Raw genomic sequence first — 17,105 nt, forward strand, 5'->3', positions numbered from 1 at the left:
AAACAGTGCAAAATAACAGATCCCTTAGTAAATCTTCCTTCTTTGTTGGAGCCTTAATTTTAGGTAAAACTACAATACTCCTTAATGCGACTCCGTTGTCTGACTATTTTGATAATCAAGCAAATCAACTCACAACACTCTTCCCTCTAATTGATACTCTTACTAACATGACTCCCTACTCTCATAGAGCAACACTTTTTGGAGTTAGGGATGACACTAACCAAGACATTGTCCTCGATCACCAGAATTCCATAGAAAGCTGGTTCGAAAACTTCTCTCAAGACGGCGGTGCTCTCTCTTGCAAATCACTTGCCATAACGAATACAAAAAACCAAATTCTTTTCCTAAATAGCTTTGCTATTAAAAGAGCTGGTGCGATGTATGTGAATGGTAATTTCGATCTTTCTGAGAATCATGGTTCCATCATTTTCTCTGGGAATTTAAGCTTTCCTAATGCAAGTAATTTCGCTGATACTTGTACAGGGGGAGCTGTTTTATGTTCGAAAAATGTTACAATCTCAAAAAATCAAGGAACCGCATACTTCATTAACAACAAGGCAAAATCTTCAGGAGGAGCAATCCAAGCTGCAATCATAAACATTAAGGACAACACTGGCCCTTGCCTGTTTTTTAATAATGCTGCAGGCGGAACAGCGGGGGGCGCGTTGTTCGCTAATGCTTGTAGAATTGAGAATAATTCTCAGCCTATCTATTTTTTGAATAACCAATCAGGTCTGGGTGGTGCAATAAGAGTACATCAAGAGTGCATTCTTACAAAGAATACCGGTTCTGTGATCTTCAACAATAATTTTGCCATGGAAGCGGACATCTCTGCTAACCATTCCTCTGGAGGGGCTATCTATTGCATTAGTTGTTCTATAAAAGACAACCCAGGAATTGCAGCCTTCGATAATAATACTGCAGCACGAGATGGAGGTGCTATCTGTACACAATCTCTAACTATACAAGACAGTGGTCCCGTCTATTTCACAAACAATCAGGGAACTTGGGGCGGCGCTATCATGCTCCGTCAAGATGGTGCATGCACTTTATTTGCTGATCAGGGAGATATTATTTTTTATAATAATAGACACTTCAAAGATACTTTCAGCAATCATGTTTCTGTAAACTGCACGCGTAATGTCTCATTAACAGTTGGAGCAAGTCAAGGTCATTCTGCTACCTTCTATGATCCCATACTACAAAGATATACTATACAAAACTCTATCCAAAAATTTAATCCTAATCCAGAACACCTCGGAACTATCTTGTTCTCCTCAGCATATATTCCGGATACATCGACTTCTCGTGATGACTTCATTTCACATTTCAGAAACCACATTGGACTGTACAACGGCACACTCGCTCTTGAAGATCGAGCAGAGTGGAAAGTCTATAAATTTGATCAATTTGGTGGGACTCTACGGTTAGGCAGTAGAGCTGTGTTTTCTACAACAGACGAAGAACAAAGTAGCAGTAGTGTGGGTTCTGTAATTAACATCAATAATCTTGCAATTAACCTTCCCTCTATCTTAGGCAACAGAGTTGCTCCCAAGCTATGGATTCGCCCCACAGGTTCATCAGCACCCTATAGCGAAGATAATAACCCTATAATCAATCTCTCAGGACCTTTGAGCCTACTGGATGACGAGAACCTAGATCCCTATGATACTGCAGACCTTGCCCAACCTATCGCAGAAGTTCCTCTTCTGTATCTCTTAGACGTCACAGCTAAACATATTAATACGGATAATTTCTACCCTGAGGGTCTAAATACAACTCAACACTACGGCTACCAAGGCGTTTGGTCCCCTTACTGGATCGAAACAATCACAACTTCTGATACCTCTTCTGAAGATACTGTGAATACTTTACATCGCCAGCTTTATGGTGATTGGACACCTACAGGATATAAGGTAAACCCAGAAAACAAAGGAGACATTGCCCTATCTGCCTTCTGGCAATCTTTCCATAACTTATTTGCGACACTACGTTATCAAACACAGCAAGGCCAAATAGCACCTACAGCTTCTGGAGAAGCTACTCGACTCTTCGTGCATCAAAATAGCAACAATGATGCGAAAGGATTCCATATGGAAGCTACGGGTTATTCTTTGGGAACAACCTCAAACACTGCTTCTAATCATAGCTTTGGTGTAAACTTCTCCCAACTTTTCAGTAATCTCTACGAGAGCCACTCCGACAATTCCGTGGCTTCGCATACGACAACTGTAGCGCTCCAGATCAATAATCCTTGGCTGCAAGAGAGATTCTCTACATCTGCATCTCTAGCCTACAGCTACAGCAACCACCATATCAAAGCATCTGGATATTCTGGAAAAATACAAACGGAAGGCAAATGTTATAGTACGACATTAGGGGCGGCTCTCTCTTGCTCTCTATCTCTACAATGGCGATCACGACCTCTCCACTTCACTCCTTTTATCCAAGCAATTGCCGTTCGTTCTAATCAAACTGCGTTTCAAGAAAGTGGAGATAAAGCTAGAAAATTTTCTGTTCATAAACCCTTATATAACCTGACAGTCCCTCTGGGAATTCAGAGCGCTTGGGAATCCAAGTTCCGTCTTCCTACCTATTGGAACATAGAGCTTGCTTATCAGCCTGTCCTCTACCAACAAAATCCTGAGGTCAACGTGAGTCTAGAATCTAGTGGATCGTCATGGCTCCTATCAGGAACCACCCTTGCTCGCAATGCCATTGCTTTTAAAGGAAGAAACCAAATTTTTATCTTCCCTAAACTTTCGGTGTTCTTAGACTATCAAGGCTCGGTATCCTCATCAACGACGACACATTACCTTCACGCAGGAACGACCTTTAAGTTTTAAAAGCATGTTATATAGACAATGCAACCTGTAAAGACCAAATAGAGAGTAGTGAACACTCTCTACCATCATGAATCTTATGGGAGAAGCTAAGGGAAATCCACAGATACGTTTCCCCCATAAAAATTAAGAACCCGATACATCCTCACTAGAGATTCGAAAGAACTACTTAAATCCTAAGCATTCGACTCTCCACGAGGCCATCCTTTTTGTAGTAAGATTTTCGTTGTAGCTACAAGTCCCCCTAAGGGCTCTAGATATTCTGATTCTCCGTCCCCCGGCTCTGTTGGAGGAACAATACTCTCTGCTTCGACCATAACAGCACTCACGCTCTCGCTAAGCAAAGCGGCTCTTACTTCTGGTCCAAACCCTGGGCTCACTCTAAGCGAAACATTAGTCAATGTATTCTCGGGTCTTGGAAGTGTAGCAGGGGGCCTGCCATGAATCCACGGGATCTCATCATAAATAGGCTCTACAGGAGAAGCGGAAGCACCGCCTGACCTCTCCTGTAAAATTCTATCTATATTTCTCTGAGTAAATGGATTATCTTCAGGAGTATTAGCATATATGGGTTCATCCAAGTCGCCTCTAGGAGAGGGGGAACGGCTCATATCTTCATAATCACTTTCACCTGCACCTGAAGCACCGCTCATATCCTCATAAATGCTCCCCTCCTCACTCATAGCAGGTGAAGGAACTGGAGGAAGAGGCACACCCCGTCTATTTGGTGAGCTGCTTCGTACGCGATCTGAAGACGGAGAACGTGAGCTTCCAGACGATCCTGGACGTGAAGGAAGATCATAGATAGCAGGAGTTGCTAATCTAGGTGTCATGTAGATGTTCTTGTCTTTAGATGGTTCAGCAGAGGTTATAGGAACTTCATAATCTCCAAAAACATCCTCTTCCAACTCTCGCGCAGGACTCCATCTAGGGGAACTAGGAACGTCATAGATTCCATCTTTTCTACGAGGAACATCATAGAAAATATGATCATCTTCCATAACAATAAAACTGACGGAACTGTCTTGACTCCAACCTCTCACTATGGGAGCAGAAATCGAAATTTCCGGGGTACTTGATTCTGAACTCTCCTTGGTTTTAGCACCGTGCTTATGTGCCCATCCTACTAAGGCATTCATCAATGGAGAATCTTCACGTGGACTTCCATTTCTGCGTGGAACGTCATGCGGAGAGCCCGTTCTTTCAGTTTCATCAATTTCTGAAGGAGACCCCACCGACATCGAGTCCTCTTCAGAAGAAGTACACTCTTCTCCTCGGCACGTGCAACAACGACCCACTGCTTCAGCAGCTGCATGACGAGCAATACGCAACCTGTGCAAGATGGACCCTAGAATGCTTAAAATCATTCCTAAAAGAGAAACCAGAGCCTCGCGAATCTGATTCCATAATCTTGTAGACCAGTTTTCCCGAGTTCTTTGAGGATCTGCAGCTCCTCCGATTTCCTCATAAATAGGCTCTTCTTGAGAAATCAGAGTTGGATTATTGTCTATCGGAGTTGGATTATCGTCTAAAGAAAAACTCAATCGAGCATGGGACAAAGCAGCTTCTAAATCGTCGGCAGTCTCATCTAATAGGTTTTGAAGAGAGTCTCCATCACTCATGAGTTCTTGAAGCTCAGGATCTGTCAGTTCTGAACAGAGGGAATTGATCTCATCACTAGTTTCTACCCCCTTAAAACGAGCTTCTGCTAGAGATACCGAAGATTGTGTTGCCTCCATATAGCCGCATTGGAATTCTGTAATTTGGATCAGCTGTTGTATGGTAACTGTGGCTTCTGCTTTTTCCTCTGGAGTCAACTGATCATTACTTTGTATGTCAGAGAGCTCCTGACGTAAACTACTCAAACGGAGGTTTAGCTCGTAGAGACTTAAAGGCTCGCTGTCTGTAGGTGGAGCCCCACTAGGAAGTACTATGCGATCGCGAACTGTCTGTACCAACCGACCCAAACCGCTCTGTTTTTTTACTGAAGGAAGAGAAAATAAACGCTGAGGTTCTGGTCCAGAAGAGGTTTCTGGAACCCCCTGAGAAGGATTTTCGCCTGAAACACTCGCGTCCTCTGCCACTCGGGCTTCTGTAGCAGCAGCACTTGATGAATCGACATCCCGTCTCTCATCCGCGGTGATGGTTTTTGATAATCTAACAAAAGCTTGTCGCGTTTCACGCGCTTGACTCGTAGACTCTGCGGAAAAAAAGTTGCCAAATGATTTTAAGGCCCTGTCTACCCCAGAACGTACGCGAGAAAAAAATCCCGGGCTAGAAGCTGCCGAAGAAGAGCTCTGAGACTCCTGATCTTCTGGTAGAAAAGAGGAACTGCTATGTATATGCGAAGATCCTGAAGCTCCTTCCTCTCCATGTTCTTGAGGAGGCAGGGAAATCTCGTGGCTGCCAAGTTCTCCCTTAGGAGAGGGCGATCGACTTCTATCCCCATTATCTTTAGGTGGAATCTTTCCTAATCCACTAGATCCTCCGATTCCTGATGCCATAAACACTTCCTAAAAAGAATAATCTTTTTTCTGAAACAATTTAATTTTATTAAAAAACAACAAAAATGCTTTTAAATATATTAAAATAATCAACATATTGAAGAGTTTTAATTAAAACTCTTCAAGTTTCCCTTGCGCATAGAGAAACAGTGAGATAACGACTACTGTCCCTCTGGAGCAAATGATCTAGCTAATCCTAAGCCTTGTTGAATGACAGGATCAGTCACATTGCCTGATTCCAATTTTTCAAGACTCTGGGCATTTCTGTTACTCATTTCTGCAGCTCTACGAGCGATCTCTTCCGCAAAAGATAAGCTAGGTGCAGCCGATGGATTTGAAACGCCCTCTTGCTCCACAAACCATTGTGTATTACTTTCTGATGCAAGATCATCTACAGCTGATTCACGTCGTGCTGAACTTAATCTTGAAGCAATTGCCCTAAAGAAGCTCGCTACCGCTTGGAATATGCTAACTACAAAATCCCGTAACGCTTTCCATGCTCCCTGCGCTGCAGATCCCTCTACCCCACCTGTTTCGGGAGCTTCCGCAGTCTCTGCTGGGGCTTGCGATCCATCTTGAGGTACGATGGATGCATACTCCACAGAATCACTACCTACATTGGATTCTACGAAAGTAATAAGATCCTCCACAGTAGGAGGTTCCTGATGAGTCAATTGCTCCATGCGTGCAAGAAGAGATTGCACCCTAGAAGCCACCTCTGGTGACACTTGTTCTGGAGCTACTTTTTCCAAATTTTCTAAAGCCTTACGCAGATGTTTTGCTGCTTTATTCACATTAGAAAGATCACCTTCCGATGAAGAACGTTGGAATCTAGTTCTGATATTCCCTGGTGCTGATCTGATTGCACCTGCAGCCTGCTCTCCGAACGCCGAAACCTTCTCTTTAGCGTCACCTAAGGCTCCCTGAACTGTAGACGTCGCTCCTCGAACTCCTGATAAAAAAGAAGAACTCTTTGAAGAAGGCTCTCCTCCTTCAGAACGGCTATCCTCTGTAGAATCTTCATTAGAATCGTGTCCTACTCGATCAAGGTCACCATCAGAATAGGAACGTTTCATCTTCCCTAAATCTGCCTCTGGATTTTCAGATCTTTTCTGGATACGATCTCTAAAGCCCTCGAGTCCAGGAAGACGTTGGCCATGTTGCACATGGGATGGAAGACGTGGACTAGAAACTTCAGGACGCGCTTGAGGGGTTTTTTTAAAGACCCCTTTAACGCCTTTCCAAATTCTCTGAAGTACCCCAGAACGTCCTGAAGTTTGAGAATCTCCGGGTTCTTTGACAGATGGCAAAGGAATTTTATCAGTCCCGCCTAACTGGGCTTTTCTCTCTTCTATTGTAGGGCCCTGACTTGCAAGACTACTGTCACTACTGCTAACTGTATGTTCCCCTAAGTTGTCTTTAGGACTTACTTTTCCATCCTCACTATTCCTTCTATTAGGAGGAATGGGGGAAGGAGATCTTGAGCCGCCTACGCCACCAACTGCCATAATTGAACCTTAAAATGATAAATTATTTAATAAAAACTATTAAACAAATGTTAAAATAAAAAATATTTTAAAAACAAAATATAAATTAAAATAAACAAAAAGAATGCTGATTATATAATTAAGTAAACTACTAGATGTAAAAGAGAAAATAAAATTAGAGAAGGCAGACAAGCTCCCAAAGCTCGAGGATCTTACATTCAAGGACCTGGCCTAAGCAGCTCCATCTATATCTACATCCACATCAATAAAATCTACGGGACCATCAAGATCAAATAGATGATCGTGGCTAGCAGCAAGAGCCTCAACAACTAAATCCGTAGCAATGGAGCGCATTTTACTTTCAGGACCATAGAGAAGCTCACGGCGATTACGTCGACGCTCATAGAGCTTCACAAGCTCATCATAGAGCCAGTTGACAAACTTCCTCATTAAAATCGATCCCGCGATTCCTAACGTCGATCCTCCAAGAGCAAGAATACCAGGAACGATAGGAGCAAACGCAGGGACCAGGGCAAGAAGCATGATCCCAGTTCCTACACCAAGTAAGATTCCACCAACAAGGGCGCTGTTCACTTCCCCACCCTTCTCAAAATTGCGAACCTCTTCACGAATTGCAGCGTCAGTCTTCTGAATCTGTTTTTTGTAGACTGTCTTCCACATTTGGTTAAATTCTCGATCCGAGGCAATCACTCCAGACTCAATTAAGAACTGGCGCACCCGCTTTTTATTTTTTGCTTCTTTCCAACGTAATTTACTGATATTCAATCTTGCTTTCAGTTGGTAGGCGACGTAGGAAAATCCTGAGGAAACCATAGGGAGTGTTACAGAAGCAACCGCCGATCCTACAGAAGCAACAAGGAGAACTTGCATGACTGTCAATCCACCAAATCCCGTGACTATGAAGGCAGCAATACTTGCTAAGAGCAAGAGTGTCGCAAGAGCAAAGATGACCTTCTGTCTTGTCGTCAGGGAAAGCCTCGTATCGATTTCTTCCGCAGAGATCCTCGTCTCTGCAATCCCCTCTGAATCTGGAACTTCTATCACAGATTGGGAAGTTTCACTCTCTTCCACCTCACTGGGGGGCAATTTTTCTAAGCGAATGTCTTTCAGGGAGGTGTCTACAAAAAGATCTTTTTTTTCTTGAGTAAGCAGAAAGGCTCTCCACTTTCCGATACTACTATGGAGTATCGTTTGCAAAACCGTCGTAAGCCCTATAGAAATTAAAGGGGGAGCTAAAATAATAGCAATCGTTGCGGGAGCGCCTCCTAGCAATACCGTTCCTGCAATGGCAAGGAGAATCCCCAAAACCGCAAGACCAACGCCAATAGTGGCAATTGACAACGTGATATAGTGTAATTTTTTCGCCTCTTTTATAGTTTCTGCTTCTGTAAGCTTCTCCCCTTTAGCAACTTTTTCAGAACGGAAAAACTTAGTATAAATATAATGACTGAAGCTTGCTAATGTGGTTTGGCTTCCCCGGGAATACGCACTGGATCCCAAGCTACCCACGAGACCCCCATACCCTCCAGGAACAAAATTCGCCCCCACCTTCATGACCAAACCCATGACAGTAAATCCAGTCCCTACAGCTAAAGCACTTTTGATTCTGCTCGACTCCTGCATCCTGGGGGACATATAGTCTCGGACCATATAAACCAAGCTCTTCATTATAGAAAATCCACCAATACCCACGCCTGAAATGGCGATTCCAAGAAGAATAGCCTGAGGAACTCCGGGAGCTAAGACGGTCAAAGCGACAACAACAACAGAAACCGCTACCAGCAAAACAACCAGGCCAGCAAATAAAGTCACGGAATGGGTGAAAATACTTTTTCGCAATCCTGTATCTTCAGGATTGCTAGGAACTAGGGAATTTGGTACTGGCGAGAGACTCCGGCTATTTGCAAGAAGAGAAGTTTTCTCAGTTGCATTAGACAAAGACAAATATCGGGGATCGTTGCTAATTGGTGATGTAGACATAAAAGAAATACTAATAATTATTTTTAATTATAAAATAAATTATTAATATCAACTACACCACAAAATAGAACAATCCCACAACAATTTACAAATAAAGTATTTAAATTTTTAGAAAAAAGTAACTAAATAGATCACAGTAGCTAAAGGAGGGAGCTCTATATCCAAACCCCAAGCGACCCCTTGGTCTTGACAGACCACAGGAGCCCGATTTCCCTTCCCTGAGCCTCCAAAAGACTCATCATCAGTGTTGAGAAGGAGTTCACAATGCTTTACACCTTCACACCTTAAAACATAGGAAGGAAAAGTACTCGCACTGAAATGATGGACACAGAGAAGCGCCGAAGAACGATTGCTGCCTGCAAATCTATAATAGGCAATGACATTGTTTTCTATATCATGGAAGTCTACCCAATGGAAGCACTCTTGAGAGCTCTCTTGCATCCATAAATAGGGTTGGTGAATATACAACGCATTCAATGCAGAGACACAGTTTCGCAAAGTTTTGTGGTAGTGATGATTCAAAAGCTCCCAATCTAAGGGACGATCAGGAGACCACTCGCCGTATTGTCCGAATTCCCCACCCATGAACAGTAACTTTTTCCCAGGCAAACAGATCTGGTAGCTCAAGAGCACTCTCATTTGAGCAAATCGGGTCCAGGTATCCCCGGGAAGCTTATTCACTAAGCTGCCCTTACCGTGGACCACCTCGTCATGCGAGAGAGGAAGAATAAAAGACTCTTGGAAGGCATACCAAAGGCTAAATGTCAGATCTTTCTGATGGTATTTACGATACATGGGATCCTTCATAAAGTAATGAAAGGTATCGTGCATCCAACCTAAGTTCCATTTGTAATCAAACCCCAGACCTCCCTGATCTACGTCCTTAGTGACTCCTGGAAACGCTGTGGATTCCTCTGCAAAGGTGAGCACTCCAGAGAACTCCTTATGAATTACAGAATTTAAGTGTTTCAAAAATTCTATAGACTCTAAGTTCTCCTTACCTCCATAGATGTTAGGCGTCCATTCTCCATCTTCACGGCCATAATCACGATACAGCATAGAGGCCACAGCATCCACACGTAAGCCATCAATATGCATCTTATCGAGCCAAAATAAAGCACTCCCTAGTAAAAAGTTGGTCACTTCATGACGACTGTAGTCAAAGGTAAACGTATTCCAGTGGGGATGAAGAGCCTGACTATGCCCCGTGTACTCGTAGAGAGGCTCCCCATCAAAAGAGGCAAGAGCAAACGCATCTACGGGAAAATGTCCCGGCACCCAATCTAAAATAATACCAATATTTTCTTTATGTAGATAGTCTACAAAATACTGAAACTCCTGGAGAGTCCCGTATCTTGATGTTGGAGCATAATATCCCGTCACTTGATAGCCCCAAGATTCATTCAGGGGATGCTCCGTAATGGGAAGAAGCTCCACATGAGTGTAGTGCATTTCCTTGCAATAGCTAGCAAGGCGATGCGCCATTTCGCTGTAGCTTAAGGGCCTTCCCTCCTGCCATTGCCAAGAGCCTAAGTGCACTTCATAGATCGTGACGGGCCCTTCACTCTGCTTCGAGCGCCTCTCCATCCAACGATGATCACTCCAAGAGTAGCTCTCAGAATCCGCAACACGAGCTGTACCCTGGGGTGGAGGATCAAAGCTCTTCCCATAAGGATCTGTTTTTACAATCACATTCCCCGATTGGGTAACGATTTCCCACTTATACCGTATTCCCTCTCCCAAGCCTGGGACGAAAAGCTCCCAGATCCCCTGATCGGAAATTTTACGTAGAGGATTGACAAGGCCATGCCAAAAATTAAAATCTCCGACTACAGAGACTCTCTGCGCATGGGGAGCCCAAAGAACAAAGAGCACCCCTGAGATTCCTTGAACTTCCATAGGGATTGCCCCCATGCGTTCATAAATGCGGTAATGCGTTCCTCTATGGAATAAAAAAGAATCAATTTCTCCCCACAGAGGAGGAAACGCATAGGGATCATGAGCGAGAAGTCCATTCTGATGATACACACGGTAATCCCCGTGTCCGATTCCTTTGGGAACGGATAAGAAAAAGAGCCCCGAACGATAAGCTACAGCGTGGTGAAGCTCTCCTAGAAGTTCAATAGCAACCGTATGCGCCCCTGGACGAAAAATAACAATATGATCTGAAGAATCTTCAGAAGCAAGGATCCCTAAGAGTTTATGGGGATCTTTCTGTCGTCCTGAGACGAGCAGATCAAGATCCCAAGGATGGATCAGTTTATCAACCATGGAAGGCTATCTATTTATGAAAACAATCCCATAAATATGTGGTTCCTGCTTTTATCTCCAGAGTTTCTCCTAAAGAAAGTCTCTTAGATCCAGAGAGACGTCGCTCCGACCATTCCCGAAGGCGCGCACTGCATAGTGAAGAACAAAACTTTAAAAATACCTCGCCACTATATTCTGCATGGAGCTCGACCTGACGGATAGTTTTCTTAGTCCAGACGATAGACAAAGTCCCAAGATTAGGAAGGGCAACATGAATCAAGCGGCCACAAGGAAATTCAGGAGGTAATGCAGGAAGGATCTCTACTAGCTGTCCCTGGTGTCTCAGAAAAATATCTTGGATCATACCAAAGCTATACGAGAGAAGCTCAAAAGGAACTCCCCCCTCTGGATCTCCATCTTGGGGGAGGATTCCTTGGAACTCTTCATCATAGCTCCTAGGAAGAAAGCACTCTGAAAATCCCGCAAGGGCTATGGAGAGTAACGCAGGAGCAATCTCTGTAGTTTCCCTATGTAAAACTCTTTGATGGGCAGTCTTTACCAAGCTACCGATAGCCGTCGTCTCTAGATCCCGATAGGATCCCTTAGGAGCCATAGCGGCGAAACGGAACCATAGGGGAAGAATTTCTTTAAGATCACGACGACAACGGACCTTTTGCCAATCTGCATGCTTATGCACCCCAAGAGATAACAGGGGCCCTGCTTGCGCTGCCGAAGGCAGTTTCCCTTTGATAGATTGTGTGCACTCTCCCGAGGGAAGGAGATAATACTTGTAGCGCTCAGAAGTCACTGCAAGCCCCCCACGATGTAAATCTTGGAAAACAGCAAAGCGTTTTAAAGGCCCTTGCACCTGTAAGGTCTGCTCATTTAAGATTTCGTGTTTCGAAGAAAATAGACGCCACAGGGTAGGAAATACCTGAGCATATAACAAAGATCCAGGAATAGGGAGTTTTTGTCCTGGGACCATAGTATAGGGCTTAAAATGTTGCATTATATCTATCATACAATCTCCCCAATCAGCCCTTCTTCCTCTACCCTATCAAGACGCACAGAAACTAGAGTGTTGATAGCTACCGTTCCTACAACAGGGAAAGAAACCTTTTCAAAATAAGGAGAGTGACCCGTAGCAACCTGCCCCGTTACTTTCTCAACAAGCACCTCTGTAGTCTCTCCTAAACGCTTCATCATCTCTTTCTGGCCTACCCTCTTAGCAACCTCAGCAAGATACTTCTTCCTCTCATAGATCACCTGATTGGGAATCTGATTATCAAAAGTATATGCCTTAGTACGACGACGAGCACTGAAAGGGAAACTATGCACTTTAATAAAGCCTACATCTTCAATAATTCTCAAAGTATCTTCAAAATCTTGATCACTCTCTCCAGGAAATCCGACAATCACATCTGTAGTAAAGGCATAGCGAGGATCAGAAGCACGGAACTTCTCTACACAATCTAAAAAATCTCCGCGAGAATACTTCCGGTTCATTCTCTTTAAAATTGAATTCGACCCCGATTGAAGAACAAGGTGTGACGAAGGACAAGTGTGACGCGATGAGGTGATGGCACGGTGCAGATCTTCAGTGATATCATCAGGATCTATAGAGGAAATTCGAATCCTCTCAATTCCAGGAATCTGGTCCACCTGTTCAATCAAAGAGGCTAATGAACGCTCTCCATCGCAATAATCTCCAACATTAATTCCTGCAATTACAACTTCGCGATATCCTTGGTCTACAACCCCTGCGATTTCAGCTAAAATCTTCTCAGCAGGACGAGAAACCGAACGCCCCCGCAAATAAGGAATAATGCAGTACGAGCAAAAAGAATTACAGCCATCTTGAACTTTAATAAAAGCTCGAGACTTTCCCTCAAAACTATGGATCTTGAACTCAGGGAAGGTCGTATCATAGGAAAAAATTTTTTCTATAAGTCGGGATTTTTCTTTATTGGAAACAAGCGTGCATTGCCGATCCAAAGAAGCAAAAAACTCTTTGTCAGATTCCCCCAAACAACCTGTGACAACAATATGTGCTGTAGGGTTCTGACGACATAACTGACGCACAGCATGACGACCCGAACTCTCAGCAGAAGCTGTGACAGCACACGTATTGATTATGCATAAATCTGCAGGGATTTCAGAATCCAGGACCTCTTGGTAACCTAAGATAGTCAACTGGTCGCGATATGCTTGGACCTCATACTGATTCACCCGACAGCCTAAACAGACCAGCTTAAATGTTCCTTTGACTTCCGCAACCGTCATATACCTCTAGAGACTTCAATAGATTTAGCGATGAGTGGCTATTTTAAAATATCACTCTTTTTCTCACTAACAAAGATTCGATGTCCTAGAAGAAAACTACCTAATCCCCGAAAGAACTCTCCAAGACGGGCCCTCTACCCTCGTCATCTCCACAATCTTCAGGGAAAACATAAGAAATAAAAGGACGAAATTTCTTTTGCAGCTCCTTAGGAAGATACGCGTCAACAACTAAAAAATCTTCTTGATACCTTGACGAGGCCACAACCCCGGCATCGCAAAGTTCCGTAAATTTTCCATATTCTGTATAAGGAAAATTCAAAGTCACATGCAAACTTTTCTCCTGAATGATTTCCGTCATAAGACTAAGAAGATTCTGGATCCCCTCCCCAGTTTTTGCTGAAATCAATACAGGAAGAGGAGAGAGCAAACGTAATTTCATAGGGATACTTCCTTGAGGAAGCCGATCTACCTTATTCAACACAGTAATGATCCTAGGCTTTTCAATCTTCAACTCTTGAAAGAGATCGTAGGTCGTCTGTACATGCTCTAAAGCTAAAGGATGCGAAGCATCGACAACATGCAGAAGAACATCTTCATGGAAAGCTGCTTCTAAAGTACTTTTAAATGCTGCTACCAAAGTATGAGGAAGTTTTCGAATGAAGCCTACAGTATCAGTAAGAAGGACATGACGGCCTCCTGGAAGTACGCATTTGCGCGTTTTGGGATCTAAAGTTGCAAATAGCTTGTCTTCAACATACGTATCAGCAGCCGTCAGCAAATTTAATAGGGTGCTCTTCCCTGAATTTGTATACCCTATCAAAGCAAAGGTAGGAATTCCTCGTCGAGATTTTACTTTACGGCGTTCCGCACGCTGTTTGATCACAGCTTTCAGCTGTGCTGACAGCTTATGGATACGCTCACGGACCATTCTACGGTCTAGCTCGATCTGTTTTTCTCCTTCCCCCTTAACAAAGCCTCCGCTACCTCCCCCAGATTTTTGCCGAGATAGGTGCCCCCAAAGTCTCTTAAGACGAGGAAGGAGATAACGTGCTTGTGCAAGTTGGACTTGGATATTTGCCTCTGCAGTAAGGGCACGGCTGGAAAAGATTTCCAAAATTAACTCCGTCCTATCCAAAACGACAAGGCCAAGGCGTTTCTCTAAATTCCGTTGTTGGGATGGAGTGATCTCCTCATCTATGATCAAAGTCCCTATAGAGGGAAACTCTTTCAAGATTTCTTCGATCTCCTCCAACTTCCCCACATTGATATAGGTGGAAGCTGAGGGTGTTTTTAAAATCCAAGAACGGGTCTCTAAAACAGAAATACCACAGGAATCCGCAAGTGAGATCAACTCGTCTAAATGTTCTTCAACGACCTGAGAATCTGTCTTATTTTGATAGGAAGCCACAGCTAAAGCTTGAGAGGGATCCTGTTCCTTACGAGGCAAGTCGAACCTGGCCCCTAACGAATTTCCGAAAGATTGAGAACCCTGTTCCCCGGGCGTATCTATAGTGTCCAAAGGACCTCCATGCCATCATAAGCAAATGTGACCTCTGGATGCTGGTCACGCTCTGCTTCTAAACAGTGGCTGATATGTGTAATAATTAAATTCTTTATCCCTGCATGATTCGCAAAAGCTTTGGCTTCTTCTACAGTAAGATGCGAAGATTTGTGTCCCTGAAAAGGAATAGGAGTTTCCGATGGACCCGCAGACAAGATCAATGTCTCTACATTATCTAAGTAACTGAAAATTTTTGCATCATAGCTACAGAGATCTGTAAGATAAGCAAGATTTCCAAAACGAAAACCCGTTACATGGCACGACTTTTGATAATAGGAAACATAAGTATAGGGAATGCCCTGAAATTCCTCCTGCCCACAGTCCTCATTCAAGATTGTAAACTCTAAAACTGCGGGAAGTGAAGACTCTACATTCGGAGTGGCGAAGAGATACTCTTTAGCCTTGTTTAAAAATCTATAGGTGCTTGCAGAAAGGACCAAAGGCAACGAACGCTGCGTGACTATGTACCACGCACGTAAATCATCAATACCACCGATATGATCGTAGTGGGGATGGGTCAGAAATACCCCATCGAGCTCGGAAACCCCTGCAACTAACATCTGCGTACGAAAATCAGGGCCTGCGTCAATCACTAGAGTCTTGTTTTGATATTGAATGAGTACCGAAGATCGTAAACGATGAATCCCTGTGTTTTGACACACTCTACATGAGCAAAACGGCACGGGAATTCCTTCGGGATTTCCTGTGCCTAAAAATACTAATTTCCCTATAGATTCACTCTGAATATCTCTTACCATACCAATTGCTCATCTGGAAACACAAGCAAACAAAAATAATTAGTCAGTCTCTTAACTTTGGATCTTAAAGTCAAGAAGTTGCTAGAACCCCAATTTAGAATCCTCTATAGCTTTTTAAACCATAGTTTCCAAGTATCTATCCTTAAAAATTTTCGAGAGGGATCTCGTGCAGCGCAGTAAAAGATTCATGAGAAAATGTGAGAAATAACTGACGAACACGCTTAGTTATCTCTGCGTGATCCATTAGGTAACTTTGTAATCGGTTGAGATAATGCACAGGTTGCAGGATACTCTGTGATCACAGAATAGTTTTGAGAATGTGCCTGTATCTGACGACAATGACATTGCGTTATATATTCGTGTGAAAGATTGAGCCACTCACGGACTCTCCCTCTTCCCAAGTACGCCATCAAGATCGCAAACAAGCATAAAATGGCACCAACCCCTCCAATGATACAGGGAATCACCCAAGCACTTAATCCCGCAATCAAAGGGGCTTCAACCATTACCCCGACAATCAGACCTGCAAAAATACACAACCCACCAAAGACCCAACTCACAATAGAGCAGATGTCAAAATTCCTTACTTGAGAACAGAGCTCGTACATTGCAGACTCCAGCTGCGGAGCTCCCTTACCCACGGGCTCCAAAGCCCATAAAGAAGTAATGGGGCCATGTACGGGTAGGCCTTGAAATTTATGTTGCTTACAACGCAAGACCTGCAAGATACCTGTAGGAGGAGCCCCTTGCACATCAACTACAATAACAGGAACAACATAGGGACTAACGACCTCAGCACATAACTGACAATAGAAATACCTATTTTTGTATTCTTCAATATTGCCAGCACCAGGATAACATGGCAAAGAACCTAACATGCAATCTTGTTCCTTCTTTGATACAAATTCACCTAGTCTCCCAGAGATTCCCCAAGAAATTCTTTCATCCGATTAAAGACAGGAAAAGATTCAAATAAAGGCAATGCTCCTAACCACATTCTTTGGGGAACGGCTGTCAAATACATCAAAGCTTTCAATCCTTGAAACGACACGCCCTGTGCTGCCAAGCCATGAACAAGCATAACCGCAGCCTGTTCACTTAAAACATCTCTAGGATTCAATACTTTTTGTCCAGACTGTAAACGACTCGCAAATTGAGATAACATAGAATCCAAGCCTTGCAAACAAACGGTGTAATCGGCCTGATCTTCTAGAGAGATTTCGGTACCGCGAACACAGTCTAGCAAAACAGCCCAATCTATCAAATAGGATAAAGGATATTCATACAAACTGCAGAGGAACCCTGACTCATTTTCTAAGATTTCAGTGTTCGAAAGAATCTGCTCACGAATCTGCCTACGATCTACCCGTACCACAGAACCATATTTGTCAAAGAGCCGCTTCATAGCAGGAACAGAA

Annotated in this window: 11 protein-coding genes; 1 reads left to right on the forward strand and 10 read right to left on the reverse strand. The window is 43.5% G+C overall.

All coding sequences use genetic code 11. From position 1 onward, the window contains the following. Positions 1–5 precede the first annotated feature (5 nt). Positions 6–2,846 carry a polymorphic outer membrane protein middle domain-containing protein gene (locus CPB_RS02390; protein WP_010892014.1) on the forward strand — a complete coding sequence of 947 codons (2,841 nt, stop codon included), beginning with the start codon at positions 6–8 and terminating at the stop codon, positions 2,844–2,846. A 173-nt stretch (positions 2,847–3,019) separates the two neighbouring features. Here CPB_RS02390 and CPB_RS02395 read toward each other — a convergent pair whose 3' ends face one another. From CPB_RS02395 to CPB_RS05805, 10 genes are all read right to left on the reverse strand, one after another. Next, a complete protein-coding gene (locus CPB_RS02395) occupies positions 3,020–5,347 on the reverse strand; it encodes a FlxA-like family protein (RefSeq protein ID WP_010892013.1) in 2,328 nt (775 codons plus the stop codon). 161 nt (positions 5,348–5,508) lie between these two features. Continuing rightward, entirely contained in the window at positions 5,509–6,855 is a 1,347-nt protein-coding gene (locus tag CPB_RS02400; RefSeq protein WP_011126156.1) for a hypothetical protein, read from the reverse strand. Positions 6,856–7,065: 210 nt separating this feature from the next. Next, on the reverse strand, positions 7,066–8,835 hold the full coding sequence (locus CPB_RS02405) for a hypothetical protein (RefSeq protein WP_010883112.1): 1,770 nt from the start codon (positions 8,833–8,835) through the stop codon (positions 7,066–7,068). A 108-nt stretch (positions 8,836–8,943) separates the two neighbouring features. Then, entirely contained in the window at positions 8,944–11,106 is a 2,163-nt protein-coding gene (glgB, locus tag CPB_RS02410) for a 1,4-alpha-glucan branching protein GlgB (protein WP_010883113.1), read from the reverse strand. A gap of 10 nt (positions 11,107–11,116) precedes the next feature. Beyond that, entirely contained in the window at positions 11,117–12,106 is a 990-nt protein-coding gene (locus tag CPB_RS02415; protein ID WP_010883114.1) for a hypothetical protein, read from the reverse strand. Further along, positions 12,103–13,368 carry a tRNA (N(6)-L-threonylcarbamoyladenosine(37)-C(2))-methylthiotransferase MtaB gene (gene mtaB / locus CPB_RS02420; RefSeq protein WP_010892011.1) on the reverse strand — a complete coding sequence of 422 codons (1,266 nt, stop codon included), beginning with the start codon at positions 13,366–13,368 and terminating at the stop codon, positions 12,103–12,105. Before mtaB ends, CPB_RS02415 begins: the two co-directional genes overlap by 4 nt. A gap of 100 nt (positions 13,369–13,468) precedes the next feature. Next, positions 13,469–14,887 (reverse strand): GTPase HflX, encoded by a 1,419-nt coding sequence (hflX, locus tag CPB_RS02425; RefSeq protein WP_011126159.1) that lies wholly within the window; start codon positions 14,885–14,887, stop codon positions 13,469–13,471. Beyond that, the gene (locus tag CPB_RS02430; protein WP_010883117.1) at positions 14,875–15,687 is read right to left on the reverse strand and encodes an MBL fold metallo-hydrolase; all 813 of its coding nucleotides are present in this window, start codon (positions 15,685–15,687) and stop codon (positions 14,875–14,877) included. The genes hflX and CPB_RS02430 overlap by 13 nt, the downstream gene beginning before the upstream one ends. A gap of 221 nt (positions 15,688–15,908) precedes the next feature. Further along, a complete protein-coding gene (locus tag CPB_RS02435) occupies positions 15,909–16,565 on the reverse strand; it encodes a hypothetical protein (protein ID WP_010883118.1) in 657 nt (218 codons plus the stop codon). A 32-nt stretch (positions 16,566–16,597) separates the two neighbouring features. Then, positions 16,598–17,092 carry a hypothetical protein gene (locus tag CPB_RS05805; protein WP_233417559.1) on the reverse strand — a complete coding sequence of 165 codons (495 nt, stop codon included), beginning with the start codon at positions 17,090–17,092 and terminating at the stop codon, positions 16,598–16,600. Positions 17,093–17,105: the final 13 nt, after the last annotated feature.

The sequence above is a fragment of the Chlamydia pneumoniae TW-183 genome, assembly GCF_000007205.1.
In the GTDB taxonomy this organism is placed as follows: Bacteria; Chlamydiota; Chlamydiia; order Chlamydiales; family Chlamydiaceae; genus Chlamydia; species Chlamydia pneumoniae.

Excerpts from the sequence above, each read along its gene's own strand:
- CPB_RS02395 (WP_010892013.1), bottom strand. The coding sequence starts at position 5,347 with ATGGCATCAGGAATCGGAGGATCTAGTGGATTAGGAAAGATTCCACCT.
- CPB_RS02400 (WP_011126156.1), bottom strand. The coding sequence starts at position 6,855 with ATGGCAGTTGGTGGCGTAGGCGGCTCAAGATCTCCTTCCCCCATTCCT.
- CPB_RS02405 (WP_010883112.1), bottom strand. The coding sequence starts at position 8,835 with ATGTCTACATCACCAATTAGCAACGATCCCCGATATTTGTCTTTGTCT.
- glgB (WP_010883113.1), bottom strand. The coding sequence starts at position 11,106 with ATGGTTGATAAACTGATCCATCCTTGGGATCTTGATCTGCTCGTCTCA.
- CPB_RS02415 (WP_010883114.1), bottom strand. The coding sequence starts at position 12,106 with ATGATAGATATAATGCAACATTTTAAGCCCTATACTATGGTCCCAGGA.
- mtaB (WP_010892011.1), bottom strand. The coding sequence starts at position 13,368 with ATGACGGTTGCGGAAGTCAAAGGAACATTTAAGCTGGTCTGTTTAGGC.
- CPB_RS02430 (WP_010883117.1), bottom strand. The coding sequence starts at position 15,687 with ATGGTAAGAGATATTCAGAGTGAATCTATAGGGAAATTAGTATTTTTA.
- CPB_RS02435 (WP_010883118.1), bottom strand. The coding sequence starts at position 16,565 with ATGTTAGGTTCTTTGCCATGTTATCCTGGTGCTGGCAATATTGAAGAA.
- CPB_RS05805 (WP_233417559.1), bottom strand. The coding sequence starts at position 17,092 with ATGAAGCGGCTCTTTGACAAATATGGTTCTGTGGTACGGGTAGATCGT.